At 51.3% G+C, this 23,184-nt stretch carries 26 protein-coding genes and 2 pseudogenes; 22 read left to right on the forward strand and 6 right to left on the reverse strand.

Features of this window, described 5'->3' with window-relative positions; all coding sequences use genetic code 11:
• Window positions 1-158: 158 nt before the first annotated feature.
• From D479_RS00590 to D479_RS00660, 15 genes and pseudogenes are all read left to right on the forward strand, one after another.
• Window positions 159-1,019: a sugar ABC transporter permease gene (locus D479_RS00590; protein WP_008632424.1), complete on the forward strand. Its 861-nt coding sequence runs from the start codon at window positions 159-161 to the stop codon at window positions 1,017-1,019.
• Window positions 1,019-1,843 carry a carbohydrate ABC transporter permease gene (locus D479_RS00595; protein WP_008632426.1) on the forward strand — a complete coding sequence of 275 codons (825 nt, stop codon included), beginning with the start codon at window positions 1,019-1,021 and terminating at the stop codon, window positions 1,841-1,843. Before D479_RS00590 ends, D479_RS00595 begins: the two co-directional genes overlap by 1 nt.
• 21 nt (window positions 1,844-1,864) lie before the next feature.
• Complete coding sequence (locus tag D479_RS00600) at window positions 1,865-2,902, forward strand: LacI family DNA-binding transcriptional regulator (protein ID WP_008632432.1); 1,038 nt, start codon at window positions 1,865-1,867, stop codon at window positions 2,900-2,902.
• Between the two features lie 25 nt (window positions 2,903-2,927).
• A complete protein-coding gene (locus D479_RS00605; RefSeq protein WP_008632434.1) occupies window positions 2,928-3,647 on the forward strand; it encodes a trehalose utilization protein ThuA in 720 nt (239 codons plus the stop codon).
• 21 nt (window positions 3,648-3,668) lie between these two features.
• Entirely contained in the window at window positions 3,669-4,709 is a 1,041-nt protein-coding gene (locus D479_RS00610) for a Gfo/Idh/MocA family oxidoreductase (protein ID WP_008632441.1), read from the forward strand.
• Window positions 4,706-5,749, forward strand: coding sequence for a Gfo/Idh/MocA family oxidoreductase (locus tag D479_RS00615; RefSeq protein ID WP_008632442.1), 1,044 nt, complete (start codon window positions 4,706-4,708; stop codon window positions 5,747-5,749). Before D479_RS00610 ends, D479_RS00615 begins: the two co-directional genes overlap by 4 nt.
• Before the next feature lie 14 nt (window positions 5,750-5,763).
• Window positions 5,764-6,732, forward strand: coding sequence for a sugar phosphate isomerase/epimerase (locus D479_RS00620; protein WP_008632443.1), 969 nt, complete (start codon window positions 5,764-5,766; stop codon window positions 6,730-6,732).
• A 41-nt stretch (window positions 6,733-6,773) separates the two neighbouring features.
• Window positions 6,774-7,469, forward strand: a complete 696-nt coding sequence (locus D479_RS00625; RefSeq protein WP_008632444.1) for a DUF624 domain-containing protein — start codon at window positions 6,774-6,776, stop codon at window positions 7,467-7,469.
• Between the two features lie 383 nt (window positions 7,470-7,852).
• Window positions 7,853-9,415, forward strand: coding sequence for a histidine ammonia-lyase (gene hutH, locus D479_RS00630; protein WP_008632445.1), 1,563 nt, complete (start codon window positions 7,853-7,855; stop codon window positions 9,413-9,415).
• On the forward strand, window positions 9,369-11,033 hold the full coding sequence (gene hutU / locus D479_RS00635) for a urocanate hydratase (protein WP_008632446.1): 1,665 nt from the start codon (window positions 9,369-9,371) through the stop codon (window positions 11,031-11,033). The genes hutH and hutU overlap by 47 nt, the downstream gene beginning before the upstream one ends.
• Window positions 11,033-12,284, forward strand: a pseudogene (hutI, locus tag D479_RS00640) (imidazolonepropionase). Before hutU ends, hutI begins: the two are co-directional and overlap by 1 nt.
• Window positions 12,265-13,200: a formimidoylglutamase gene (gene hutG / locus D479_RS00645; RefSeq protein ID WP_008632455.1), complete on the forward strand. Its 936-nt coding sequence runs from the start codon at window positions 12,265-12,267 to the stop codon at window positions 13,198-13,200. Before hutI ends, hutG begins: the two are co-directional and overlap by 20 nt.
• A 67-nt stretch (window positions 13,201-13,267) precedes the next feature.
• Window positions 13,268-13,678 (forward strand): hypothetical protein, encoded by a 411-nt coding sequence (locus D479_RS00650; RefSeq protein ID WP_008632457.1) that lies wholly within the window; start codon window positions 13,268-13,270, stop codon window positions 13,676-13,678.
• Window positions 13,679-13,771: 93 nt separating this feature from the next.
• Window positions 13,772-14,236, forward strand: a complete 465-nt coding sequence (locus D479_RS00655) for a GNAT family N-acetyltransferase (RefSeq protein WP_008632459.1) — start codon at window positions 13,772-13,774, stop codon at window positions 14,234-14,236.
• A gap of 43 nt (window positions 14,237-14,279) precedes the next feature.
• Window positions 14,280-14,555 (forward strand): hypothetical protein, encoded by a 276-nt coding sequence (locus D479_RS00660; RefSeq protein WP_008632462.1) that lies wholly within the window; start codon window positions 14,280-14,282, stop codon window positions 14,553-14,555.
• Window positions 14,556-14,604: 49 nt separating this feature from the next.
• On the opposite strand, the gene D479_RS20530 is transcribed toward D479_RS00660, so the two are convergent.
• Genes D479_RS20530 through D479_RS00670 form a run of 3 tightly spaced genes read right to left on the reverse strand, consistent with a single transcriptional unit; the run spans window position 14,605 to window position 15,505 of the window.
• On the reverse strand, window positions 14,605-14,754 hold the full coding sequence (locus tag D479_RS20530; RefSeq protein ID WP_193743849.1) for a hypothetical protein: 150 nt from the start codon (window positions 14,752-14,754) through the stop codon (window positions 14,605-14,607).
• Between the two features lies 1 nt (window position 14,755).
• Window positions 14,756-15,136: an ArsI/CadI family heavy metal resistance metalloenzyme gene (locus tag D479_RS00665; RefSeq protein ID WP_008632464.1), complete on the reverse strand. Its 381-nt coding sequence runs from the start codon at window positions 15,134-15,136 to the stop codon at window positions 14,756-14,758.
• Window positions 15,137-15,184: 48 nt separating this feature from the next.
• Window positions 15,185-15,505 (reverse strand): metalloregulator ArsR/SmtB family transcription factor, encoded by a 321-nt coding sequence (locus D479_RS00670; RefSeq protein WP_008632465.1) that lies wholly within the window; start codon window positions 15,503-15,505, stop codon window positions 15,185-15,187.
• 149 nt (window positions 15,506-15,654) lie between these two features.
• On the opposite strand from D479_RS00670, the gene D479_RS00675 reads away from it, so the two are divergent.
• The 5 genes from D479_RS00675 (at window position 15,655) to D479_RS00695 (ending at window position 18,711) form a co-directional block, all read left to right on the forward strand.
• Window positions 15,655-16,002, forward strand: coding sequence for a metalloregulator ArsR/SmtB family transcription factor (locus tag D479_RS00675; protein WP_008632467.1), 348 nt, complete (start codon window positions 15,655-15,657; stop codon window positions 16,000-16,002).
• Between the two features lie 10 nt (window positions 16,003-16,012).
• Window positions 16,013-17,308 (forward strand): arsenic transporter, encoded by a 1,296-nt coding sequence (locus tag D479_RS00680; RefSeq protein ID WP_008632468.1) that lies wholly within the window; start codon window positions 16,013-16,015, stop codon window positions 17,306-17,308.
• Between the two features lie 24 nt (window positions 17,309-17,332).
• Window positions 17,333-17,755, forward strand: a complete 423-nt coding sequence (gene arsC / locus D479_RS00685) for an arsenate reductase (thioredoxin) (protein WP_008632470.1) — start codon at window positions 17,333-17,335, stop codon at window positions 17,753-17,755.
• Window positions 17,746-18,330 (forward strand): GNAT family N-acetyltransferase, encoded by a 585-nt coding sequence (locus D479_RS00690; RefSeq protein WP_008632472.1) that lies wholly within the window; start codon window positions 17,746-17,748, stop codon window positions 18,328-18,330. Before arsC ends, D479_RS00690 begins: the two co-directional genes overlap by 10 nt.
• 183 nt (window positions 18,331-18,513) lie before the next feature.
• Window positions 18,514-18,711, forward strand: a complete 198-nt coding sequence (locus D479_RS00695; RefSeq protein ID WP_008632474.1) for a hypothetical protein — start codon at window positions 18,514-18,516, stop codon at window positions 18,709-18,711.
• Between the two features lie 52 nt (window positions 18,712-18,763).
• Here D479_RS00695 and D479_RS00700 read toward each other — a convergent pair.
• Both D479_RS00700 and D479_RS00705 read right to left on the reverse strand, forming a co-directional pair.
• A pseudogene (locus tag D479_RS00700) lies at window positions 18,764-19,192 on the reverse strand (DUF2202 domain-containing protein); the annotation flags it as partial.
• 197 nt (window positions 19,193-19,389) lie between these two features.
• Window positions 19,390-20,322 carry an LCP family protein gene (locus tag D479_RS00705; RefSeq protein ID WP_008632478.1) on the reverse strand — a complete coding sequence of 311 codons (933 nt, stop codon included), beginning with the start codon at window positions 20,320-20,322 and terminating at the stop codon, window positions 19,390-19,392.
• A gap of 126 nt (window positions 20,323-20,448) precedes the next feature.
• Between D479_RS00705 and D479_RS00710 the strand changes: the two genes are divergently transcribed.
• A complete protein-coding gene (locus D479_RS00710; RefSeq protein ID WP_008632479.1) occupies window positions 20,449-21,348 on the forward strand; it encodes an ROK family protein in 900 nt (299 codons plus the stop codon).
• A 74-nt stretch (window positions 21,349-21,422) separates the two neighbouring features.
• Window positions 21,423-21,794 carry a hypothetical protein gene (locus D479_RS00715; protein ID WP_008632480.1) on the forward strand — a complete coding sequence of 124 codons (372 nt, stop codon included), beginning with the start codon at window positions 21,423-21,425 and terminating at the stop codon, window positions 21,792-21,794.
• 142 nt (window positions 21,795-21,936) lie between these two features.
• On the opposite strand, the gene D479_RS00720 is transcribed toward D479_RS00715, so the two are convergent.
• Window positions 21,937-23,148 carry an ROK family transcriptional regulator gene (locus tag D479_RS00720; RefSeq protein WP_008632481.1) on the reverse strand — a complete coding sequence of 404 codons (1,212 nt, stop codon included), beginning with the start codon at window positions 23,146-23,148 and terminating at the stop codon, window positions 21,937-21,939.
• Between the last annotated feature and the right edge of the window lie 36 nt (window positions 23,149-23,184).

The raw sequence follows: 23,184 nt of genomic DNA on the forward strand, positions 1-23,184 counted from the left end.
GTACCTTATAGGGTCGGCAGGAGCAGCTCGCTCCTGCCGGCATTATAAAATATCCCCTCTATTAGGATATTTATAAGGTAAGTATGTTAATAGACGGGATGTTTTATTTAAAGGCAGATATGAAATCGTTATCATAATAAGCATTGGAGGAGTTCTACATGCAGAACCGCAGTTTGTCCTTCTGGCTGTTCCTCACCCCCGTCATCCTCGGGTTGGGAATCGTCGTCGTCATTCCTTTCATCTATGGTCTTTTCTACTCGTTCACCGATTGGGACGGAATATCAGCGACCCAGTTCCTCGGTCTTGAAAACTATATAAATCTATTCCAGGAGCAGGAATTCGTAGATTCCATCTGGTTTACAGTACAATTCGCAGTCGTCACCGTCATTTTATTAAACGTGATGGGTCTCGGGCTTGCGCTTCTTGTCACAAGAAAAATCCGGTCCGGAAACCTGCTTCGTACGGTTTTCTTCATGCCTAACTTGATCGGCGGATTGATTCTCGGGTTCATCTGGCAGTTCATCTTCATCAGCGTGTTCGGAGATGTCGCCAATCTGACCGGTATCGAAGGCCTGAACGGCTGGCTTTCCACGAAGGGCACCGGTTTCTGGGGGCTTGTCATTTTAACAGCCTGGCAGATGGCCGGCTATATCATGATCATCTATATCGCATACTTAGAAAACATTCCGAAAGAACTGATCGAAGCAGCGAAGATCGACGGTGCGAGCAGCTTCCAGCGCTTCAAGAACATCACGTTCCCACTTGTCGCACCAGCTTTCACGGTCAGTATGTTCCTGACATTGTCCATGGCATTCAAAATTTATGACCAGAACTTGTCGTTGACGAACGGCGGACCGTTCAACTCGACACAGATGGTAGCAATGGAAATCGTCAACACAGCATTCCAGGATAACGATATGGCCTACGCACAGGCGAAAGCCGTCATCTTCTTCCTGATTGTCGCGGTTATTGCGTTGAGCCAAGTGTATTACAACAAGAAGCGGGAGGTGGAGATGTAATGAAGCGAAATAAAGAAAGAAGAAATTTAATTTCCATTGAAGTCCTCGGCCTTCTGCTCGGCTTGATTTGGATTGCACCGTTTTACTTGATGATCGTCAATGCGTTTAAAACAAAACGGGGCATCTTTGAAGGTGTCCTCGGTCTTCCTGACGAATTCGTTTTCTCAAACTTTGTGGAAGCGTTCATCGATCTGGAATTTCTAAAGTCGTTGTTCAACTCGTTGATGATCACGGGCTTAAGCATTGCGATCATCATCCTGTTCTCTTCCATGGCCGGCTACGCGCTGGCCCGGAATAAAAGCAAGCTCAGCGGCATCATCTTCTTCGTGTTTGTAGCGGCAATGCTGATTCCGTTCCAGTCTGTCATGATCCCGCTTGTTTCGATTTTCGGACAGGCAGACATGCTGAACGCCGGTGGTTTGGTCTTTATGTATCTCGGATTCGGTTGCAGCCTGTCGATCTTCTTGTATCACGGAGCAATGACGGGTGTATCTACATCCATGGATGAAGCAGCCATCATCGATGGAGCGAACCGCTTCCAGCTATTCTGGCACATCATCTTCCCGCTGCTTAAACCGATTTCCGTAACAGTCGCGATCTTGAACGTCATCTGGATTTGGAACGATTACCTCCTTCCATCTCTTGTCTTGAATGAGTCGAATGCGACGATCCCGTTGAAGATGTTCTATTTCTTCGGACAATATACGAAGCAGTGGCACCTGGCGCTTGCAGGATTGACAATTGCCATCCTGCCGGTCATCATCGGCTACTTCTTCGCTCAGAAGCAAATCATTGCCGGTGTTTCAGAAGGTGCCGTCAAATAATCAGCAGGGGAGTAGATGGGTATGTCCGTAACGATAAAAGATGTAGCGAAGAAGGCGAACGTGGCTCCCTCTACTGTTTCCCGCGTTATTTCAGACAGTCCGCGTATCAGTGAGAAGACGAAGCGGAAGGTAAGGAAAGTAATGGAGGAGCTCGGCTATCATTTGAATTACAACGGCCGGGTCCTTGTCAGTCAGTCCACCCAGACAATCGGCATCGTAACGAAGGTATCCTCGATCCACTCCTTCGACAACCCGTTTTTTTCGGAATTGTTGAGAGGGATCAGCGATGCCTGTCATGATAGTGACTACAGTATTTACTTAACGACGGGAAACACAGAAGAAGCTATTTATAAAGAAGTCGTCAAGATGGTCCAGGGAAAGCGTGTCGACGGCTGTATCGTCCTTTATTCCCGCGAGGATGACAAGGTTGTCCCGTATTTAAGGGAATGCGAATTTCCTTTCGTCATGATCGGCAAACCGGTCGATTCTCCGGGAGACACCCTCTATGTCGATAATGACAACGTACAGGCGAGTAAAGATGCGACGAACCATCTGATCAAGCTCGGCCATGAGAAGCTCGGTTTCATCGGCGGCGACGCACAGTACGAAGTAGCCCGGGATCGTCTGCAAGGATTTAAGCAGGCGCTTCAGGCGAACGGACTGGATGAAACGGCGCACATCTGGAAGAACATCCAGGCGGATCAGTCGGGAGCGGAAGAAGTGGCTGCTGCATTGACGGCTCTCTCCGACCCGCCGACGGGACTCGTGATCACGGACGACTACAATGCCATGATGGTCATGCGTGAATTGACGACCAAAGGCTGGAAGCTGCCGGAGCAGATGAGTGTGATCGGATTTAACAACACGATGATCGCCCGGCTCTCCAGCCCTCCGCTGACGACGGTTGATACCCAGTCGTTCCAGCTCGGCCATGAATCGGCACGCAACCTTATTGAATGGTTGAAACATCCGGACAGAATCAAGAAGAGCGTCATTATTCCGACGATCATTATCGAACGCGAATCCTGCAGCAGGAAATCGCCGATCCGTCCGTCTTAACTATAAAAAGAAAAGGGGAATGAACATGAACGTCCTAGTATGGAACGAATACCGTCATGAAAAAGAAAGCGAGATCGTCCGCGATATTTATCCGGAAGGAATCCACGGTGCGATCGCCGAATTTTTGGAAGAGGAAAACGTAACCGTTCGTACAGCAACTCTGGATGAGGAAGAACACGGGTTGACCGACGACGTGCTGGATGGAACCGATGTCCTCGTCTGGTGGGGACACAAGGCGCATGATGAAGTAGAGGATCATATCGCAGAGAAAGTGAAGCAGCGGGTATTGGACGGCATGGGTCTGGTCGTGCTTCATTCCGGTCACTTCTCCAAGCCGTTCAAGAAACTGATGGGAACGTCCTGTGATCTGAAGTGGCGCGAAGCCGATGATAAGGAACGGATCTGGGTCGTCGATCCATCCCACCCGATTACAGAAGGAATCGGAGAGTATATCGAGCTTGAGAGAGAAGAGATGTACGGGGAACACTTCGACATTCCGACCCCGGATGAACTGATTTTCGTCAGCTGGTTTGAAGGCGGAGAGGTATTCCGAAGTGGAGCGACCTTCCGACGCGGCAAAGGGAAAGTCTTCTACTTCCGCCCGGGACATGAAACGTACCCGACTTATCATAATAAAGAGATCCAGCACGTGATCAAGAATGGTGTGAAATGGGCCCGTCAAACGGAAACGCCGACACCTGTATATGGAAACGCACAGCCACTCGAAAAGATTGCGCCGAAATAAACAATAAAGGAGCCTGATATCATGTCTACATTGAAAATTGCCGTCATCGGCTGTGGAAGCATCGCTCAGCACCGTCACCTCCCGGAATACAACAATAATCCAAATGCAGAAATCACGGCTGTCTGCGATATTGTCGAAGCCCGTGCCGAGGAAATTGCAGCTGAATACGGAGCGAAAGCGTATACGAGCTATGAAGAATTGTTGGAGAAAGAATCCGTAGATGCTGTCAGCGTCTGTCTGCCGAACTACCTCCACGCACCTGTTTCCATCGCAGCACTGAATGCAGGCTGCCACGTCCTATGCGAGAAACCGATGGCGACGTCGAAAGAAGAAGGTGAAGCGATGATCGCAGCTGCTGAAAAAGCAGGAAAGAAATTGATGATCGGCCACAACCAGCGCTTCGTACCTTCTCATGAAAAGGCGAAAGAACTGCTTGCAGCAGGTTCCATCGGAAAAGTATACAGCTTCCGTACGGCATTCGGTCATGGCGGACCGGAAGGCTGGAGTGCAGAAGGGAAAGACAGCTGGTTCTTCAAGAAAGAAGAGGCGTTCATCGGAGCGATGGGAGACCTTGGTGTACATAAGGCAGACCTGATGCGCTACGTGCTGGGGGAAGAGTTCACGAACGTCGCCGGCTTCATCGAAAGCAGTGCGAAAGAAAACAGCACGGTGGATGATAATGCCGTCTGCATCCTCCGTTCTGAATCAGGTATTGTCGGTACAATGGCTGCGAGCTGGGCATACAACCCGAAGGAAGACAATTCGACGGTCATCTACGGATCAGAAGGAACGCTTCGCTTAGAAGATGATCCGACGTATTCTTTGATTGCCAACTACAACAACGGGGACACCGTCCGTTACGAGCTTGGAAAAATCCAGTCCAACGATGAGGGTGGACAAAGCAATTCTCACGTGATCGATCATTTCCTTGACAGCATTATTAATAAGAAAGATCCGTTGATCACCGGAGAAGAAGGACTGAAGTCACTGGAAGTCATTCTGGGAGCGCTTCGTTCCAGTGAAACAGGTCAAATTGCAAGCTTGGAGAAAGTCACGAAATGACCCGTCTCCGTATAGGTTTGATTGGAGTAGGGGGAATTGCCCAAGGGAGGCATATTCCCTCTTTCCTTGAATTACAGGAGGATGTCATCCTGCATGCTGTCCAGGATGTGAATGAACAAAGAGCGAAGGAAGTAGCAGAAACACACGGCATTCCGCACGTATATGAAGATTATCCTGCGATGTTTCAGGATATCGACGCCGTTATCATCTGTACACCGAATAAATTTCACGCCGAGATTGCGGTTGCGGCATTGGAAGCGGGCGTGCACGTCTTGTGCGAGAAGCCGATGGCGATTACGACAGAGGAATGCGAAAGAATGATCGAAGCGGCAGAGAAAAATGACCGCCTTTTGTCGATTGCGTATCATTATCGTTTCACTCCTGAGGCGAAACTTGCGAAAAACGCCATCCTTGAGAAAGAGATTGGTGATCCGCTTGTGACCCGTGTCCAGGCGATGCGACGGAGAAAAGTCCCGGGATGGGGCGTCTTTACGAATAAAGAGCTGCAGGGGGGAGGCAGTTTGATTGATTTCGGCTGTCATCTTCTCGACCTTGCTCTCTGGCTGCTGGATGATCCCGAGCCTGTAGAAGTGATGGGACGTGCCTATGACCGGCTGAGTAAGACGCCGGGGCAGGTGAATGACTGGGGAACATTTGATCATGAAACGTTCAACGTCGATGATCATGTGACCAGTTATATCACGTTTGCGGATGGTTCTTCCATGCAGTTCGAATGCTCCTGGGCTGCGAATATCAAAGAGGACCATACATCCCTTTCTATTTCAGGAGTCGATGGAGGACTCAGCGTTTATCCGCTGGAGCTTTATCAGGCGAAGTATGGTGCTCTGGTCGATAGTACGATGAAAGTAAACGAAGGGTATCCGGAATCGGGAGTGGCCCAGGCAAGGAACTTCGTGGACAGCTGTCTTGGGCGTACAGAGCTTGTCGTTCAGCCTGAACAGGCGCTTAAAGTGACGAAATTGATGGAAGCGATCTACGAAAGCAGTCGGACCGGTTCCAGTGTGAAAATAAATCGATAATGGAGGAATGAGCGATGAAACTAGGCGTATTTACGGTATTATTCTCTGATAAATCGTTTGAAGAAATGCTTGACCATGCAAAAGAATCCGGATTGAAAGCAGTGGAAATCGGAACAGGCGGCTATCCGGGTAACGCTCACTGTGACGTTGATGCGCTTCTTGAAAGTGAAGAGAAGCGGAAGGAATACTTGGCGAAGGTGGAGGATCGTGGTTTGACCATCAGTGCCTTCAGCTGTCACGGCAACCCGATTTCTCCGGATAAAGCTTTCGCTGATCAATGCCATGAGACGTTCGTCAAGACGGTGAAGCTCGCCGGATTAATGGGAGTCCCTGTCGTCAACACGTTCTCCGGAACCCCTGGTGGAAGTGAACAGGATACGGCGCCGAACTGGCCTGTCACACCTTGGCCGCCGGAATACTCCGATATTCTGGAGTGGCAGTGGACGGAAAAACTGATTCCTTACTGGAAGGAACAAGCGAAGCTTGCCGAGGAGAACGGGGTCAAAATCGGACTCGAGCTTCATGCCGGATTCCTCGTTCATACGCCTTACACGATGCTGAAGCTTCGCGAAGCGGCAGGGGAGGCGATCGGAGCCAATCTCGATCCGAGTCACTTATGGTGGCAGGGCATCGATCCGGTCGCGGCCATTAAGATACTTGGAAAAGAGAATGCCATCCATCACTTCCATGCGAAGGATACGTATATCGATCAGGAAAATGTAAACATGTACGGGTTGACCGACATGCAGAATTACGCAGCCGTCCAGACGCGGGCTTGGAGTTTCCGTTCCGTCGGCTACGGCCACAGTATCAAGGAATGGTCGGATATTATCAGTGCACTACGAACGTTCGGCTACGATCATGCCGTCAGCATCGAGCATGAGGATCCGATCATGTCGATTGATGAAGGTTTCCGCCAGGCCGTGAAGAATTTGAAGTCCGTCTTGATAGAAGAACAGCCGGCCGATATGTGGTGGGCGTAAACAGCACGTACAGTCTGTAAGGGAAAGAAAGGGGAATGGATATGGATCGGATGAAGGGAATCAGGGGTGGCTTATATGCGGTCAGTGAGTGGATTTCCAAGTTTGCGCTGACGAATCTGCTGTGGACATTGTTCAATTTGCCGGTCGTGTTGATTTTGTTAAGCATCCTCGGCATTGGGGAGAGGGGACAACTCTGGTATCTGCTGCCGCCGCTCGTCTTACTTCTTCCGATCGTCTTCTTCCCGGCGACGACCGCTCTGTTCGCGAAAGCACGGGAATGGGTGCGGAAGGAGGAGAAACACGGCAGGGAATACAGCTATTGGTACTATTACAAAGAAAACTACGCTGGAAGCGTGAAGGTTGGAGCACTATTGACTTTTCTCTGGGTGGTTGTCGCAGCAGATGTGTATTATTTCTCTGCAGCGAATCCGTTGATGATGAACGCCTTCCTCGTCTCGAGCATCATCCTTTTTGTTTATACCATCAACGTATTTTCGGCCATGGTGCATTACGACCTTAAGGTGGGTGGTGTGCTGAAACAGGCGTTCTTCCTGACGTTCTCGAGTCCGGTGTTGTTCCTCGCGGTTGCAGTGACGGCCGGTTTCATTCTGATGGTCAGTCTTTATATCTTCCCGCTGATTCTTCCAATTTTCACGGGATCGATTCTTTCTTTCCTCGCTTTTTCTGCCTTTTATCGTCTTGTGCTGAAATGGCAGGAGAAAACGGAAGCAGCATAACCGGAAGCCTTTGGTTTCCGGTTTTTTGTTGTTTTCATTTAAGTGGGAGGGACGGGCTGGGGGATATGGGACGCTTTCTGCGCGAAAATATCCTTCCACAATAGCAGCAGGTTAAGACAGAAAAGTTTTTGGGGGAGTGTTCTTCGGAAAGGAAGGTGTTTTTTACGTGGAGCCTCCACATCTTACATTCAAGCCATCTCACTGATTTATCTCTCAGTAGCAAATGATGTTAAGGAAAAGCTGCCTTGGTGGTATGAGCTGTAGAAAGGGCGCATATAGATGAGAGTGAGTGGTCTATGACTCCTATTATGGAGGTGACAGTGGTGTGAGTTCTGCCATTGTCACCTCTTTTTTCGCCGCAGGCACAGGCAGGAGGGGGATCGATGGTCGAATTGAACGGAAGGACGTTGACTATCAGTCAAATACGGTCGATATGTTACCAAAACGCGCCGGTTTCTTTGAATGAGATGAGTCTGGAGAAGGTCCGGGCAAGCCGGCGGGTGGTCGAGGAGATTGTGAAGAAGGGCAGCATCGTATATGGCATTAATACAGGCTTCGGGAAACTGAGTGATGTCCGGATAGCAGCGGCGGATGTCGATCAACTGCAGCAGCATTTGATCCGCTCTCATGCCTGCGGGGTCGGGGAGCCTTTTCCGGAAATCGTGAGCAGGGCAATGATCGTGCTGCGTCTCAATGCGCTCTTGAAAGGCGTGTCCGGGGTACGGGAAGAAGTCGTATGCCGGCTCCGCGACTTGATCAATAAGGGCATCCATCCGGTGATTCCATCACAGGGATCGCTCGGGGCGTCGGGTGATTTGGCGCCGCTTGCTCATCTTGCACTTGTTTTGATGGGAGAAGGTTGGGTCAACTATCGGGGGGAAGTACTTCCGGCAGAAGATGTGTATGCGCGACTTGGCATGGAGCCGATCCAATTGAAAGCGAAAGAAGGACTTGCGTTGATCAACGGTACGCAGGCAATGACGGCGGTCGGGGTCATCCAGTTCATCGAATCGGAACGGCTCGCTCTGCAGTGTGACTGGATCAGCAGCATGACGATGCAGGCGTTGGAAGGGGTTCGTGATGCGTTCCATCCGAGCATCCACGCGGCGCGCGGGTATCCGGAACAAGAGGAGGTGGCGGAGCGGATCCGGCACTTGATCCACGGTAGTCAGCTTGTTACGTACCAGGGAGAGAAGCGGGTGCAGGATGCGTATTCAATCCGCTGTATTCCGCAAGTCCACGGAGCGTCCTGGCAGGCTTTACGTTACGTGGAAGACAAGCTGACGATCGAGATGAACGCTGCAACGGATAATCCATTGCTGTTGGAAGATGGAAGGGTTGTCGTCTCCGGGGGGAATTTTCACGGTCAGCCGATTGCGCTGGCGATGGACTTTATGAAAATCGCGATCGCTGAATTTGCAAGCATTTCCGAACGTCGGGTCGAGCGGCTCGTCAATCCGCAGTTGAACGATCTTCCCCCTTTTTTAAGCAGAGACCCCGGGCTTCAGTCAGGTGCCATGATCCTGCAATATGTGGCGGCGTCTCTTGTTTCGGAGAATAAAACGTTTGCCCATCCGGCGAGCGTCGATTCGATCCCGTCCTCTGCGAATCAGGAGGACCATGTCAGTATGGGAACGATCGCCGCCCGCCATGCCGCTGAGATTGTCAGAAATACGTACAAGGTGCTGGCGATCGAGTTGATCTGCAGCATGCAGGCGCTGGAGTACCGGGGAGTGGAGAAGGCCTCTCCGAAGACGGCGGCTTTGTATGAAGCAGGGCGAAAGGTCGTGCCGAGCATGACAGAGGACCGGGTTTTTGCGGAGGATATCGAACGGGCGGCGGCGTGGCTGCAGACGGATGTGTTTGGTTGGAAGAAATGGAGAGAAGGGGGAGATCCCAGTGGCGGAAGCGAGGAAGGTACGCGCGAAGACGGGGAGAGGTCTTGAGTGTAAAGGATGGGAGCAGGAAGCGGTGCTGCGGATGCTCTGCAATAATCTTGATCCGGACGTCGCCGAGCGGCCGGAGGATTTAGTCGTGTACGGCGGCATCGGCAAGGCGGCCAGGAATTGGGAGGCGTTTGATGCCATCGTTTCGACGTTGAAGCGTCTGGAAAAGGATGAAACGATGCTTGTTCAGTCCGGTAAACCGGTCGGAGTTTTCCAGACCCACGAACAGGCGCCGCGTGTGCTGCTTGCCAATTCGGTCCTTGTCCCGAAATGGGCGGATTGGGATACGTTTCATGAGCTTGACCGGAAAGGATTGATGATGTACGGCCAAATGACGGCCGGGAGCTGGATCTATATCGGCTCGCAGGGCATTCTGCAAGGGACATATGAAACGTTCGCGTCGCTTGCTGAACAGCACTTCGGAGGATCGCTTCAAGGGACGATTACGTGGACGGCCGGCCTTGGTGGCATGGGGGGCGCACAGCCGCTCGCAGTGACGATGAACGGCGGAGTCGTCGTCGCGGTCGAAGTGGACGAAACCCGGATCGATAAACGGATTGCGACAGGATACTGTGACCGGAAAACTGCGTCGCTTACAGAGGCGTTAAAATGGGCGGAGGAAGCAAAGCTTGCCGGGCGCCCGCTGTCGATTGCGCTCCTCGCAAATGCTGCAGATGTCTATCCATCTTTGATTAATAGAAAGGAAGAAATCGATATTTTGACAGACCAGACCTCGGCACATGACCCGTTGAACGGATACATACCGAAGGGGTGGAGTCTGGAAAAGGCGGCGGAACTGAGAAAGGAAGACCCGGAGCGCTATGTGGAGCTTTCCTCCCGGTCGATGGCCGATCACGTCACGTCGATGCTTCATTTTCAAAAAGAGGGGACGATCGTGTTCGACTACGGCAACAATATCCGGCAGGTCGCCTATGATCAAGGAGTTAAGGATGCTTTTGCCTTCCCGGGATTCGTCCCTGCCTATATCCGGCCGCTGTTCTGTGAGGGGAAAGGACCGTTCCGCTGGGCGGCGCTCTCCGGGGATCCGGCAGATATCAAACGGACGGATGATCTTTTGAAAGAATTGTTCCCGAACGATGAAAAACTGCTGCGTTGGATCCGGATGGCAGAAGAGAAGGTCCACTTCCAGGGCCTCCCGTCGAGAATCTGCTGGCTGGGCTACGGGGAGCGGATGAAGATGGGGCTTGCAATCAACGAACTCGTGAGGAAAGGGGAGCTGCGCGCACCGGTCGTAATCGGCAGGGATCATCTGGACTGCGGCTCGGTCGCCTCTCCCAACAGGGAAACAGAAGCGATGATCGACGGCAGCGATGCGGTGGGGGACTGGGCGGTACTCAATGCACTCCTTAATACGGCTGCCGGTGCTTCGTGGGTGTCCTTCCACCACGGTGGTGGTGTCGGCATGGGATATTCCCTGCACGCCGGAATGGTCGCCGTCGCTGATGGATCGCAGCTTGCAGAAGAGCGCCTCCGACGGGTGCTTACGACGGACCCCGGCATGGGCATCATCCGGCACGCTGACGCAGGATATGAGAAAGCGGTGGCAGAAGCGAAACGGCACGGCATCGATATTCCGATGAAGAAGGAGGAGACGTAATGTTGGATCTCGTGATCGACCGGATTGGTGAGCTGATCCTGCCGGAAAAGGGACCGCTGAAGGGCGAAGCAATGGCTGAGCTGCCCGTTCGGCGGAACGCGGCCCTCGGCATTCAGAACGGCAAGGTCACGTGGATTGGGAATCAGGGCGAAGCGGCCCCGGCACGTACCTATGTCGATGCTCGTCATCAGGTGGTTTCCCCCGGACTTATCGACCCCCACACCCACCTTGTTTTCGGAGGTTCCCGGGAACAGGAACTCCCGTTGAAGCAGGCGGGCATGCCGTATTTGGAAATCTTGAAACGGGGCGGCGGTATCCTTGCGACCGTCGAGAAAACGAGGCTTGCGACTGAGACTGCCACTCTATGAAAAAGGGAAAGCGACGCTTGCGAGAATGGCGGCTCACGGGGTGACGGCCGTGGAGGCAAAAAGCGGCTACGGCCTTGATCGGGAAACGGAACGGAAGCAGCTCCGCGTCATCAAACGTCTCGGGGAGGAAGGAATGCTGACCGTCGTGCCGACTTTCCTTGGTCCACATGCGATTCCTGACAGCATGGACCCGGACGTCTTTTTACAGGACATGATCGATCTGCTTTCTGATATCAAGAACGAGGGCCTTGCCCGCTTTACGGATATCTTCTGTGAGACGGGCGTGTTCACGGTCGATCAGTCGCGTCGGTTTATGGAAGCATCGAAGAAACTCGGCTTCCCTGTCAAAATTCACGCCGATGAAATCGACGCGCTTGGCGGTACAGAGCTTGCTGTTGAACTGGAAGCGGTATCGGCGGATCATCTCGTCGCTGCGACGGAGATTGGAATGGAAAAGCTTGCCGCCGGCCGGACGATTGCTGTGCTTCTTCCAGGCACGACCTTCTACTTAGGGAAAGATGCGTATGCCGATGCACGGAGGATGCTCGGGAAAGGGGCCGCCGTTGCCCTTGCGACCGACTTCAATCCTGGAAGCTGTGTGACCGAGAACCTGCAGCTCATCATGTCGCTTGCTGCATTGAAGCTGAAGATGACGGCGGAGGAAATCTGGAATGCGGTGACGACGAACGCGGCCTGCGCCATCGGATTGGAAGATACGGCCGGGCGCATTGAAATCGGAGCGGCCGCTGATCTCGTACTTTGGGACATTCCGAACTACACGTACCTTCCCTATCATTACGGCGTGAACCATGCCCGTTCGGTTTGGAAGGACGGCCGGAACATTTGGGAAAAGAGGGATGCCGATGTCTTTCCGTTACGTTAAACCGGCAGGGGAAGCAGTTTTCAAAGACAGCCTGACGACGAAGATGGAGGACCGCATCGTTCCGTACCGCCAAGGAAAGGGGGCGGAGGCGGGGATCATCGGCCTGCCTTTGTCGAAGTCCTCGATTTCCCCGTCGACGGCATCGGAAGCGCCGGCTGCAATCAGGAAGGCGTTCCGGTCTTTGACCACTTACGCCTCCGGAAAAGGGGATTATGCAGGAACGATTCTCGATTTCGGCGATGTCCTCATGCATCCGACGGATATCGATGAGAATATTGCCAGGCTGAAAGAAAGCATCCGGGACATGTTGAAACAGGAGGCGTGTCATCGCTACATTATTCTCGGTGGGGATCACGGCATCAGCTACCCTTCGATCGCTGCCTTTCAGGAAAAATACGGCACGATCGGCGTGCTGCAGTGGGACGCCCATCACGATCTGCGTAACCTGGAGGACGGCGGACGAACAAACGGGACACCTTTTCGCAGTTTGCTGGAAGCAGGTATTCTGAAGGGTGAGCATCTAGTACAGATCGGTATCCGGGACTACTGTAACGCAGGAGCGTATGCGGAATATGGCGAAGAGAAAGGTGTACACGTGTACACGATGGAGGAAGTGGAACGGCAGGGCATCACGACGATTCTTCAGAAGGAAATAGCCCGGTTGAAAACAGTGACGGACGCCGTCTATTTATCTGTCGATATGGATGTGGTCGACCAGGCCTTCGCACCGGGTTGCCCGGCAGCCGGACCGGGGGGAATAACATCGCGGGAGCTTATTTCAAGCATAGCGGCAGCCGCGGCAGATCCTTCGGTTAAAGCGATGGATCTTGTAGAAAACGATCCATCTAAGGATATCCGTGACATGACAAGTCGTCTTGCCGCTTATGCGATGATGACGTTTCTCCATGCGAAATAGATAGGCAGTCGACGGTCGATGTGGTAAAGTATGGATATAAATCAGTTGCAAGGAGACAGAGGTACGGATGAAAGAAGTCATTTTGCTGTTAGCGGAGATCGTCAACATCTGGCATGAGGTGATCGCAGATTTTTCGTCCTCCATGGGGTGGACTCTGACGGATAAGGAACTGCATTTTTGGGTGATCGGGATACTTGGCATTATTGGCCTCGTATTCGTCGATATTCTTTTTCACATTCTCGCCAAGTGGAGCATTACGGCCATCTCGTTTCTATTCACCTTCGCCATGGTGCTGGTGTTCGTCTTCGCCGTCGAAATCCAGCAGAAGATCACAGGCAGCGGGAACATGGAATTCGGAGACGCGGTCGCAAGCGTACTCGGCTTTTTCCTCTTCTGCGGTATCTATATGATCCTGCGTTTGATTTCAAAGGCAGTGAAGCGGTGGATTGACAAGCGGGACGAGAAGTCCGCGGCATAAAGGAACCCCGGCTATTCTATATGGAATAGCCGGGGGTTTTTGTTTTAGGGTCCAAAGTGACATAGCTGACGGCAGATAAAAGGAGAGAAGACGATGGATATTAGGATAGATGATTTACAGGGACGGGAAGTGGCGGATTTACTGGAGAAACATCTTCAGATGATGAGGAGGCATTCGCCTCCGGAAAGTAAACATGCCCTTGATCTCGAGGCACTGCGCGCATCGGAGGTGACATTTTGGAGTGCCTGGGAAGATGGGGAGTTGGTTGGCTGTGCGGCATGGAAGGTGCTGGACAGAAAACATGTAGAGCTCAAGTCGATGAAAACGAAAGCTGGTCATGAACGGAAGGGCGTCGGCAGAAGTATCCTCGCACACGTGCTGAAAGCAGCGAAGGAAGCGGGATACGAACGGGTCAGTCTGGAAACCGGATCGATGGAATACTTCAAGCCGGCGCGGACGCTGTATGAGCGTTTCGGTTTCCATTACTGCGCCCCGTTTTCGGATTATACGGATGATCCAAACAGTGTCTTTCTGACAAAAGACCTGAGGGAATCATAGGATGTTATCATAAGAGAAGGAAGCTTTAGGGGGTGTAGGATAAGTGAAGCGGTTGTCTATTTTCTTAGGTGGTCTGTTGTTTGTTCTTTCTGCTCTGCCGATTCTTGGGGTATGGAACGGATTCGGCTCCGGTATTTCTGAATTTTTCTTCGGTATCAGCATCTTCCTGCCTGTTGTTTTCGCCATTGCCGGTCTGCTGTTCAGCATCTTCGGATCGAAGGGGACGTGGAAAGTGGTGCTGATCCTTCTCAATACGGCGAGCGTCATCTTCTGGGGGTTCGTCCTCTTCGTAGCCATCTTCGGATTTCAAAACCCTTGATACGTAAACAAAAAGGAACGAGGATTTCCATCCCGTTCCTTTTTTGTGTTTAGCAGCACGGCGCACAGCACGGCTGTTTCTTCTCACGGAAGAAGCGGGTGCTTGGGTTCCTTGGTTCCTTCTTGGCGATCGGAATGCGATACTCATTATTACGGCGACCGTACTCTAACTGCTTTTCTATGACATAAAAGGTCTCCATATCAGTTCTCTCCTCCGTTCGTGTCTGCTTTCGTATAGAAGAATTCCCACTCGTTGCCGTCCGGGTCCGTGATCCAGAACTTGTCCTGAAGCGCATAGCAGCAGTTCGTGTCCTTCTCTTCCCGAGTGAAGAAGCCGAGAGCTTCCAACCGGCGTTTGTGCTGATCGATGTCTTCCTGTTGATCGACTTGAATACCGAAGTGGCCCACCTGATTGCCTGCGACTTCCGGTTTCTTATTAAGGGTGAAGTTCAGTCCGAGCCCTTCCGGTAAATATTTCGCATAGTCTTCTTTCTCCTTCACCGGATCTTCACCGAAAACCTTGTTATAAAAAGCGATCGACTCCTCTAAATTGGTGACGTTCAATCCCACGTGTACATTCATGTACTTTCCTCCATTCATCAACTTTTTTTGATTTATAGGGTAAAAAAATTAACCACGACGGAACAGGCAGCATAGTTCTTCTGACAAAAGGTGATTGATTTCTTTATGTTGGAGGGTATAATAGCTCCATGTCCCCCGCGTTTCTTTCTCGATCAGACCGGCATCCATCAAAATCTTCAAATGATAGGACAGCTTGGATTGCGGGAGCTCCAGCTTCTCAGACAAATCGCAGACGCATACTTCTCCGTATTCGGTAATTTCATGGAGGATGTGAAGGCGGCGTTTGTCTGCCAGCGCTTTGAACTTCTTCTCATAAAGTGCGAATGTATTCGTAAGGGATACATCTGTAAAGGGCATGTTCTCTTTCATGGAATCCTCCTCCTTCATCAATTTTTTTGATGAATTAATCATATGTCAGATAATTCAGCAAGTCAAGGATTTTATTGGCAATTAAAAATAAGTTGCATATATAAGCATACACTTATATAATAGCGGTGGATAAAAGGGAGGGAAGGGGTATGGAGACAAAGACGATCGATTTGGAAAATGCCGCAAAAACGCTGAAGCTGCTTGGAGACAAAACGCGATTGACGATCCTCGGGATGATCAAGGGCGGCGAGTGCTGTGTGTGTGAGTTTGTGGAAGTGCTTCAGATGAGTCAGCCGTCCATCAGTCAGCATTTGCGGAAGCTGAGAGACGCCGGGCTGGTGAAGGAGCGCCGCAGGGGGCAGTGGGTTTTTTATTCGTTGAATGAAGCACATGAGACATATTCGATCATCGAGCAGGTGTTAAACCAAATACCTGATCAAAAAGATAAATTAAGAGCATTGGAAGAAGCAGGACTGCGAATCCAGTGCGACATCTAGGGGGATGCACGTGAGTTCAGTCATTATTGCCATCATTATTTTTCTGATCACCCTGACATTGGTGATCTGGCAGCCGAAGAACTTGGGGATCGGCTGGTCAGCCTGCGGGGGAGCCGTGCTTGCTCTTCTGTTCGGCGTCGTCGATTTCCAGGACGTCGCTGATGTGACAGGCATCGTCTGGAATGCCACTTTAGCGTTTATAGCGATCATCATCATATCCTTGATTCTGGATGAGATCGGATTTTTTGAGTGGGCTGCGTTACATATGGCCCGCATTGCCAAAGGAAACGGAAAGAAAATGTTTATTTACGTCATCCTGCTCGGGGCGCTCGTTTCTGCTCTGTTTGCCAATGACGGAGCGGCTCTGATTCTGACACCGATTGTACTCGCAATGGTCAGGAATCTGAACTTCAAGGAAGCGATGATTCTGCCGTTCATCATGGCGAGCGGCTTCATTGCCGATACCGCTTCCCTGCCGCTTGTCGTCAGCAACCTTGTGAATATTGTATCTGCAGATTTCTTCGGCATTGGTTTCGTAGAATATGCTTCGCGTATGATCGTGCCGAACTTGTTCTCGATTGCGGCGAGCATCCTCGTCCTCTTCCTGTTCTTCCGGAGGAGCATTCCGGGAACGTACGAGGTAAGTCAGCTGCAGGAGCCGAAAAGGGCAATCAAAGACCCTAAAATGTTCCGCCTGTCATGGGGTGTCCTTGCTGTGCTGCTCATCGGGTACTTCGCCAGTGAGCCGCTCGAGATTCCGGTTTCCATCATTGCCGGCATCGTGGCGATTTTCTTCCTGCTGATGGCGAGGAGAAGTGCAGCAGTGGAAACGGCAAAGGTCGTCAAAGGTGCGCCTTGGGCGATCGTGTTCTTCTCGGTCGGCATGTATGTCGTTGTATATGGACTGCGGAACGTCGGGTTGACCGACGTACTGGCAGAGGTCATTCAGTACACAGCGGATCAAGGATTGTTTGCGGCGACTATTTCCATGGGATTCATCGCAGCGATTCTTTCTTCGGTCATGAACAACATGCCGACTGTGATGATCGATGCACTGGCCATTGCAGGAACCGATACATCCGGGACGATCAGGGAAGCGTTGATCTATGCCAACGTCATCGGTTCGGATCTAGGTCCGAAAATCACTCCGATCGGGTCGCTTGCTACATTGCTTTGGCTCCACGTCCTTTCTTTGAAAGGCGTCAAGATTTCATGGGGATACTATTTTAAAGTTGGTGTGATTCTGACGGTACCGACGTTATTCATTACACTGACCGGCCTTTATATCTGGCTGTTACTTTTATAAATCAACACGAAGGAGATGGAAACTATGTCAAACAAACCAGTTATTTATTTTCTATGTACAGGAAACTCCTGCCGCAGTCAGATGGCGGAAGGGTTCGGAAAGAAATACCTTGGGGAGAAATACGATGTGCGTTCAGCGGGAATTGAAGCACACGGATTGAACCCGAATGCCGTGAAAGCGATGAAGGAAGTGGACGTCGATATTACCGATCAAACGTCCGACATCATCGATTCTGATATTTTGAACAACGCCGCTTATGCGATTACGCTGTGCGGGGATGCTAACGACAAATGTCCGATGACGCCGCCGCATGTGACACGCTTCCACTGGGGATTCGATGATCCTGCGAAAGCGGAAGGTACCGAAGAAGAGAAATGGGCCTTCTTCCAGCGCGTCCGTGATGAAATCGAAGCTCGAATCCAGGAGTTTGCTGAGACATGCCAATAATCAGAAGAAGCCGCCGGGACGGAATCGTTTTGGCGGATTTTTCTATACATAGAAGGAGAGAAGGTGCAGGGATGGGGAGAGAGATTGTTGTGGAACCTATGCTTCCGGAAGATTGGGAGCAGGTGCGGGCTATTTATGAAGCAGGAATAGCGACAGGGAATGCAACCTTCCAGAAGGAGGTCCCATCTTGGGATGACTGGGATGCCGGACATGCTTTGGAGTGCCGGATCGTCGCTAAACGCGACGGCGAAATTATCGGTTGGGCGGCCTTGAGTCCCGTTTCGAGCAGATGTGTGTATGCAGGCGTGGCGGAAGTCAGCGTCTACGTCCGCCCGGAAAGCAAAGGGCAGGGAGTGGGCAGCAAATTATTGGAGCAGCTGATTGAGGCGAGTGAAGCGCATGGCTTTTGGACATTACAGGCTGGGATCTTCCCTGAGAACGGTTCCAGCATAGCGATCCATAAGAAAAACGGGTTTCGGGAAGTCGGACGCCGTGAACGGATCGGCAGGATGGACGGCATCTGGCGTGATACGGTGTTTCTGGAAAGACGAAGTAATAGAATAGGGTTGGATTGAAAACAGTCTGGTGTCCCAGGCTGTTTTTTTATTGAATGAATGGAAAGGTGTTCGTAAGGGAATGTACTTGGCTGGGTCTTTCATAATTAGTACGTGGAAAGTGAGAAATGAAACGTATTGTATTCAATAGGAATTTTTGAAATGATTGGATTATAACCAGGTAGGAGAGAAAGGAAGATATTTATGTGGAGTGTGGTTTATTATGTACTGGCTGTTCTAATCTTCTCTGCACTTTGGAAAGGGATGGATCTTGTGTGGAATGCCTTCGTCCCGCTGAATTATAAAACCAATTTGATCGCCGTTATTTTTGTGATCCCGCTTATGATCATCATATCCTTATTACTCGCTTCTTTTATAAAAAAAGCTCTGAAGAATGGATGAAATCCCTCCGCTTGAAAGAATTCAAGAAGAGGGAATAAGGATAGTGCTTGGATTAAAGAATTCTGGCAAGTCCCCGCTCAAATGCGGAGAGGTGGTTGACGGAAGCGTTGCGTAAGGAGTTGAAAACGATTCGGATGTCTGGAGGCAGCTGGAAAGTTAGAAATTTTTCGTACATCGCGATATTATCGATTTCTCCTTGAACTCCGGCGGCATAGGCGGCTTTTAGTGTCTCCGGAGTGGTGACAAGGGAGGCGGATGTGTCTTCCGGTAAAGGGATTTGGTAACGGTCGAACAGCTGCCATAATGCGTAAATATGTCTCATTTCTGCTTCTTTTATTTGCACAAAAGTACGGATGCTACCGAATTTATTTATTATATCTGCATACCTCGCCTGAGCCAGGTATTCATCCTGAAGGGCGTAGGTCAACATTTGGGGGATGGTCAATGTCGCTGCATTTAACGCACCAACAGCGCCGTAATCTTGACGGATAGACCGTTTATGGCTGTCGTAGGGAGTGTTATACATGGATCTTCCTCCTTTTTATTAAATTATGTGCAGGACGTTTCGGAGGTTCGTTGTCTATTTTCTTCGGACCCTTTAGAGGGTAGACGGATTCTGCCTATCTTCTCGGTAACCTAAAAACCCCCGCATCCTAATCAAGGATGCGGGGGTTTTTATCATTTACCGAAATTCACAATCATGTCGTGCGCTTTCTGGACTTCTTCGTCGCTCATGTAAATCAGGTACATGCCGTTTGTCATCCGGCCTTCCCCGCTCATCTGATACGTAGAGGATTCCTTGCGGGCACTGCTGTACTTCGTCGCCAAACGGCGCATATCACTGAACTCCATGTTCGTGCTGACATTGCTGCCGAGGACGTCGAGAATGTCGTTGATCTTATTGACGACGTTCAAGCTGGCACCTTTGTTGATGATGCCCTGGATGACCTGCCGCTGGCGTTCGTTCCGGCCGAGGTCGCCTTGAGGGTCTTCTTTACGCATCCGAACATAGGCGAGCGCTTCACGTCCGTCGAGATCAAGCTCCCCTTCTTCAAAGGTGAAGTTGCCGGACTTGAAGGCGCGGTCGTTCTGGACGGTTACACCGTTCACCGCATCCACGACCTGGGAGAGTCCTTCCATATTGACGCGGACGTAGTAATCGAGGTCGATATCGAGAAAGTTCTCGACGGTATCGACGGCCATATCGCTTCCACCATAGGCGTAGGCGTGGTTGATCCGCGTAACGCGGCCGTCGCCTGCAATTTCAGTTCTCGTATCCCGCGGGATGCTGACCATCTGCATCTGATCATTGTTCGGATCGAGGGTCATCACGATCATCGTATCAGAGCGTCCGACATCGTTTTCCCGTTCATCGACACCGAGAAGGAGAATATTCAACGGTTCCTTCTTGTCGACTTTTGCTTTCGTTTCTTCGGTATCGATCGACGATACGTCTTCATGTAAATCCTGGTTCACGGTCGCCCGTACATTATGGAATATCGTATATAAGTAAATGCCTCCGCCTGCCAGCACGAGAGCTAACAGGACTAAGAGGACTTTCCAGCGTTTCTTCTTTTTACGTTTGCTGCGTTTGAGCTCTTTGCGCCCCATTCCTCCACCCCTTCTCTAAAAAAAGCGTACTTCTATATTATACGTTTTTTGTAGAATCATGTAAAAGCATGTTTTTAAGAAAAGTGCTACTATTAACTAAATAGTGCGAATAATGAGGGGGATCTTATGGGAATTCATATCGGTGTAGATCTCGGCGGGACGAACGTCCGCACGGGAATCGTACAGGAAGATGGAACGGTCGAACAACTCATTCAGGAGAAGACGGAAGTGGAAAACGGGGTGGACCGGACGCTTGAAAAAATGATCGACATGATTGAGAGGACCGCCGGCGGCCGAACGATTGCTACCATCGGCATCGGAGCTCCTGGTCCGCTCGACCCGCACCGTGGAGTCATTCTCGATCCGCCGAACCTGCCGGGATGGGAAGAGGTGGCGCTGGTGGAACGAATGGAGGCCCACTTCGGCGTCGATGTCCAGTTGGACAACGATGCCAATGCCGCGGCGCTCGCCGAAGCGAAATTCGGAGCTGGCAGAGACTATACGAGTGTTTTCTACATAACGGTGAGTACCGGTGTCGGCGGGGGATTAGTGATCGACGGCCGGGTGTTCAGCGGGGCGCAGGGCTACGCCGGGGAAATCGGCAACATGATCCTGCAGCCGAACGGCTATCAATACAGCAACCTCAATAAAGGATCGCTCGAAAGCTATGCAAGCGGCACGGCGATCGGAAAGAGAGCGGAAGAGTTATACGGCATCGAAGGCGGAGCGGAGCGTGTCTTTGAACTCGTGAAGGAAGGGAAAGAGGAGGCGCAGCACATTGTCGAGGAAGCCGTTGATTTCCTGGCGATGGCGATTGCGAATCTCACCCACATCATCAATCCGGAAGTATTCGTCCTTGGAGGCGGTGTGATGAATGCAGGGGATTTGATCTGGGTTCCTCTCGAGGAGCGGGTGAAGGAGTACCTTTTTCCCGGCCTGATTCCGGAGATCAAGCTCAAGCGTGCAGAACTGGATGGACATGCCGGCGTCATCGGTGCCGCCCTGCTCCCGCTTCAGAAAAAGTAATAGACTCGTCCGTGCTAATCCATTCCCGCCCGGCATAAGATGGTATAAGCTATCTTTTCTGGAGGAATGTCTGAGTGAGAACGCGTGTCTGGCTGTTGTTGGGGATCGTTCTGCTTACGGGATGTATGGAAAGCGCGACACAGCGGTCGATTGATGAGTTCAAAATACCTGTGACCAATGCTTTGCACTTCGTCTACTTCTATGAGGGGGACCCGCCGGAGGAGAAGGTGCGCTCCCGGCTGAACGGGATGAAAGTGTTCCTTGCCCGGAAGAGCGTGCAGGCCGAAGTCACCTACCAGCCGTTGACGGAGGACAATGAGTATAAGGAAACGTTGAATGTGGAAGACAAACAAATCGTCGTTTTCGATTACAAGGGGATCCGGTTCCAGGCGAGAAACCTCGACGTCCTGGAGGGCATGGTCCTCCAATTTGCGAATAACGGATAATTAAAAAGGAAACCAGCGTCTGCTGGTTTCCTTTTCAGTTTGTTGGAGTATTTATAAGAAAGGAGCGGACGGACTCCGTAAACGGACATCAAACCCCTGACATTCTTCGTATTTCCTTTATCTCCTGTTAATCGGTCCTGATTTATCGGGAGAAGAATTCTTCTAACACGAGGACACAGGCACCGATGGCGGAGGCGTTGGCTCCGAGCTTCGAGAGCACGATTTCCGTTTCTTTCGCCTTTATCGTCAAGCCGCGCGACTGGATCGTCTCACGAAGACCCTCTAATAAAAAGTCACCCGATCTCGCAACACCACCCCCGACGATGATCCGTTTCGGGTTCAGCGTGTGGATCAAATTGGCGAGGCCGATGCCTAAGTAGCGGCCTGTTTGGTTCAACAGCTGGATGCTGAAGGCGTCGCCTTGCAGTGCCGCTTTGTGGACGGTCGCACCATCCACTTTTTCGAGGTCATGGTCGACCAGTTCGGTGATCAAGGAAGGCTTGCCTGTTTTCAGTTCCTTCCGTGCCCGGTCAGCGATGGCGGGTCCGGCCGCGAATGTCTGAAGGCAGCCGTAGTTGCCGCACGGGCACTTCGTTCCGGATAGATCAATAGTGACGTGGCCGATTTCTCCTGCCAGGTGGTTTTCCCCGTGGAATAGTTTGCCGTTGATCATGATCCCGGCACCGATTCCGTTTCCTACATTAATGCCGACGAGGTTATCGGCATCGTTGCCGTTTCCGAACCAATACTCACCGAGCGTCATCGTATGGGCGTCGTTCTCGACTTTGACGATCATGTTGAATTCCTTCTCCAGCTCTTCCTTGATCGGGATATCGTATAGCTGGAAGGAGGGGGCGAATAGGGATGTCCCCTCTTCCGGATCTACGATTCCGTGCATACCGATGCCGATACCGAGAAACTTGTGTTCATCTCCATCGCCGCAGGTCAACAGCTCACGGATGCCGTTCTTCATCGTCGAGATAATATCTTCCTTGGACGGATTCAGTGGTATCTCGAGTTGGAAATCACGCTTCAGCTGACCGAACAGGTTCGTGACGACGAATTTCATCTGATTCGTACCGACATCGACGCCGAGAATATAGAACTGGTCGGCATTGATAGCGAGCAGCGTCGGTTTGCGCCCGCCTTTGGACTCTCCCTGCGTCGTTTCGATGACGAATTTCGTCTGAATCAGCTCTTTGACGATGTTGCTGACTGTCGGGGGAGTGAGGCGTGTCTGTTTTGCAATATCAGCTCTTGAAATGGGGCCGTGCTCACGGATCATGTTCAAAATGATCGAGCGGTTGATCGATTTCATCAACTGGAAGCTGCCCCGTGTATAGTTGGTATTCATAGGATTCCTCCACTATTCATTCTTCGTTTAGCATAC

Origin of the sequence: Halobacillus sp. BAB-2008 (assembly GCF_000328325.1) — a bacterium.
Classification (GTDB): Bacteria; Bacillota; Bacilli; order Bacillales; family Halobacillaceae; genus Halobacillus.

Coding starts and splice junctions, on each gene's coding strand:
- D479_RS00590 (WP_008632424.1), top strand. CDS start 159: ATGCAGAACCGCAGTTTGTCCTTCTGGCTGTTCCTCACCCCCGTCATC.
- D479_RS00595 (WP_008632426.1), top strand. CDS start 1,019: ATGAAGCGAAATAAAGAAAGAAGAAATTTAATTTCCATTGAAGTCCTC.
- D479_RS00600 (WP_008632432.1), top strand. CDS start 1,865: ATGTCCGTAACGATAAAAGATGTAGCGAAGAAGGCGAACGTGGCTCCC.
- D479_RS00605 (WP_008632434.1), top strand. CDS start 2,928: ATGAACGTCCTAGTATGGAACGAATACCGTCATGAAAAAGAAAGCGAG.
- D479_RS00610 (WP_008632441.1), top strand. CDS start 3,669: ATGTCTACATTGAAAATTGCCGTCATCGGCTGTGGAAGCATCGCTCAG.
- D479_RS00615 (WP_008632442.1), top strand. CDS start 4,706: ATGACCCGTCTCCGTATAGGTTTGATTGGAGTAGGGGGAATTGCCCAA.
- D479_RS00620 (WP_008632443.1), top strand. CDS start 5,764: ATGAAACTAGGCGTATTTACGGTATTATTCTCTGATAAATCGTTTGAA.
- D479_RS00625 (WP_008632444.1), top strand. CDS start 6,774: ATGGATCGGATGAAGGGAATCAGGGGTGGCTTATATGCGGTCAGTGAG.
- hutH (WP_008632445.1), top strand. CDS start 7,853: ATGGTCGAATTGAACGGAAGGACGTTGACTATCAGTCAAATACGGTCG.
- hutG (WP_008632455.1), top strand. CDS start 12,265: ATGTCTTTCCGTTACGTTAAACCGGCAGGGGAAGCAGTTTTCAAAGAC.
- D479_RS00650 (WP_008632457.1), top strand. CDS start 13,268: ATGAAAGAAGTCATTTTGCTGTTAGCGGAGATCGTCAACATCTGGCAT.
- D479_RS00655 (WP_008632459.1), top strand. CDS start 13,772: ATGGATATTAGGATAGATGATTTACAGGGACGGGAAGTGGCGGATTTA.
- D479_RS20530 (WP_193743849.1), bottom strand. CDS start 14,754: ATGGAGACCTTTTATGTCATAGAAAAGCAGTTAGAGTACGGTCGCCGT.
- D479_RS00665 (WP_008632464.1), bottom strand. CDS start 15,136: ATGAATGTACACGTGGGATTGAACGTCACCAATTTAGAGGAGTCGATC.
- D479_RS00670 (WP_008632465.1), bottom strand. CDS start 15,505: ATGAAAGAGAACATGCCCTTTACAGATGTATCCCTTACGAATACATTC.
- D479_RS00675 (WP_008632467.1), top strand. CDS start 15,655: ATGGAGACAAAGACGATCGATTTGGAAAATGCCGCAAAAACGCTGAAG.
- arsC (WP_008632470.1), top strand. CDS start 17,333: ATGTCAAACAAACCAGTTATTTATTTTCTATGTACAGGAAACTCCTGC.
- D479_RS00690 (WP_008632472.1), top strand. CDS start 17,746: ATGCCAATAATCAGAAGAAGCCGCCGGGACGGAATCGTTTTGGCGGAT.
- D479_RS00695 (WP_008632474.1), top strand. CDS start 18,514: ATGTGGAGTGTGGTTTATTATGTACTGGCTGTTCTAATCTTCTCTGCA.
- D479_RS00705 (WP_008632478.1), bottom strand. CDS start 20,322: ATGGGGCGCAAAGAGCTCAAACGCAGCAAACGTAAAAAGAAGAAACGC.
- D479_RS00710 (WP_008632479.1), top strand. CDS start 20,449: ATGGGAATTCATATCGGTGTAGATCTCGGCGGGACGAACGTCCGCACG.
- D479_RS00720 (WP_008632481.1), bottom strand. CDS start 23,148: ATGAATACCAACTATACACGGGGCAGCTTCCAGTTGATGAAATCGATC.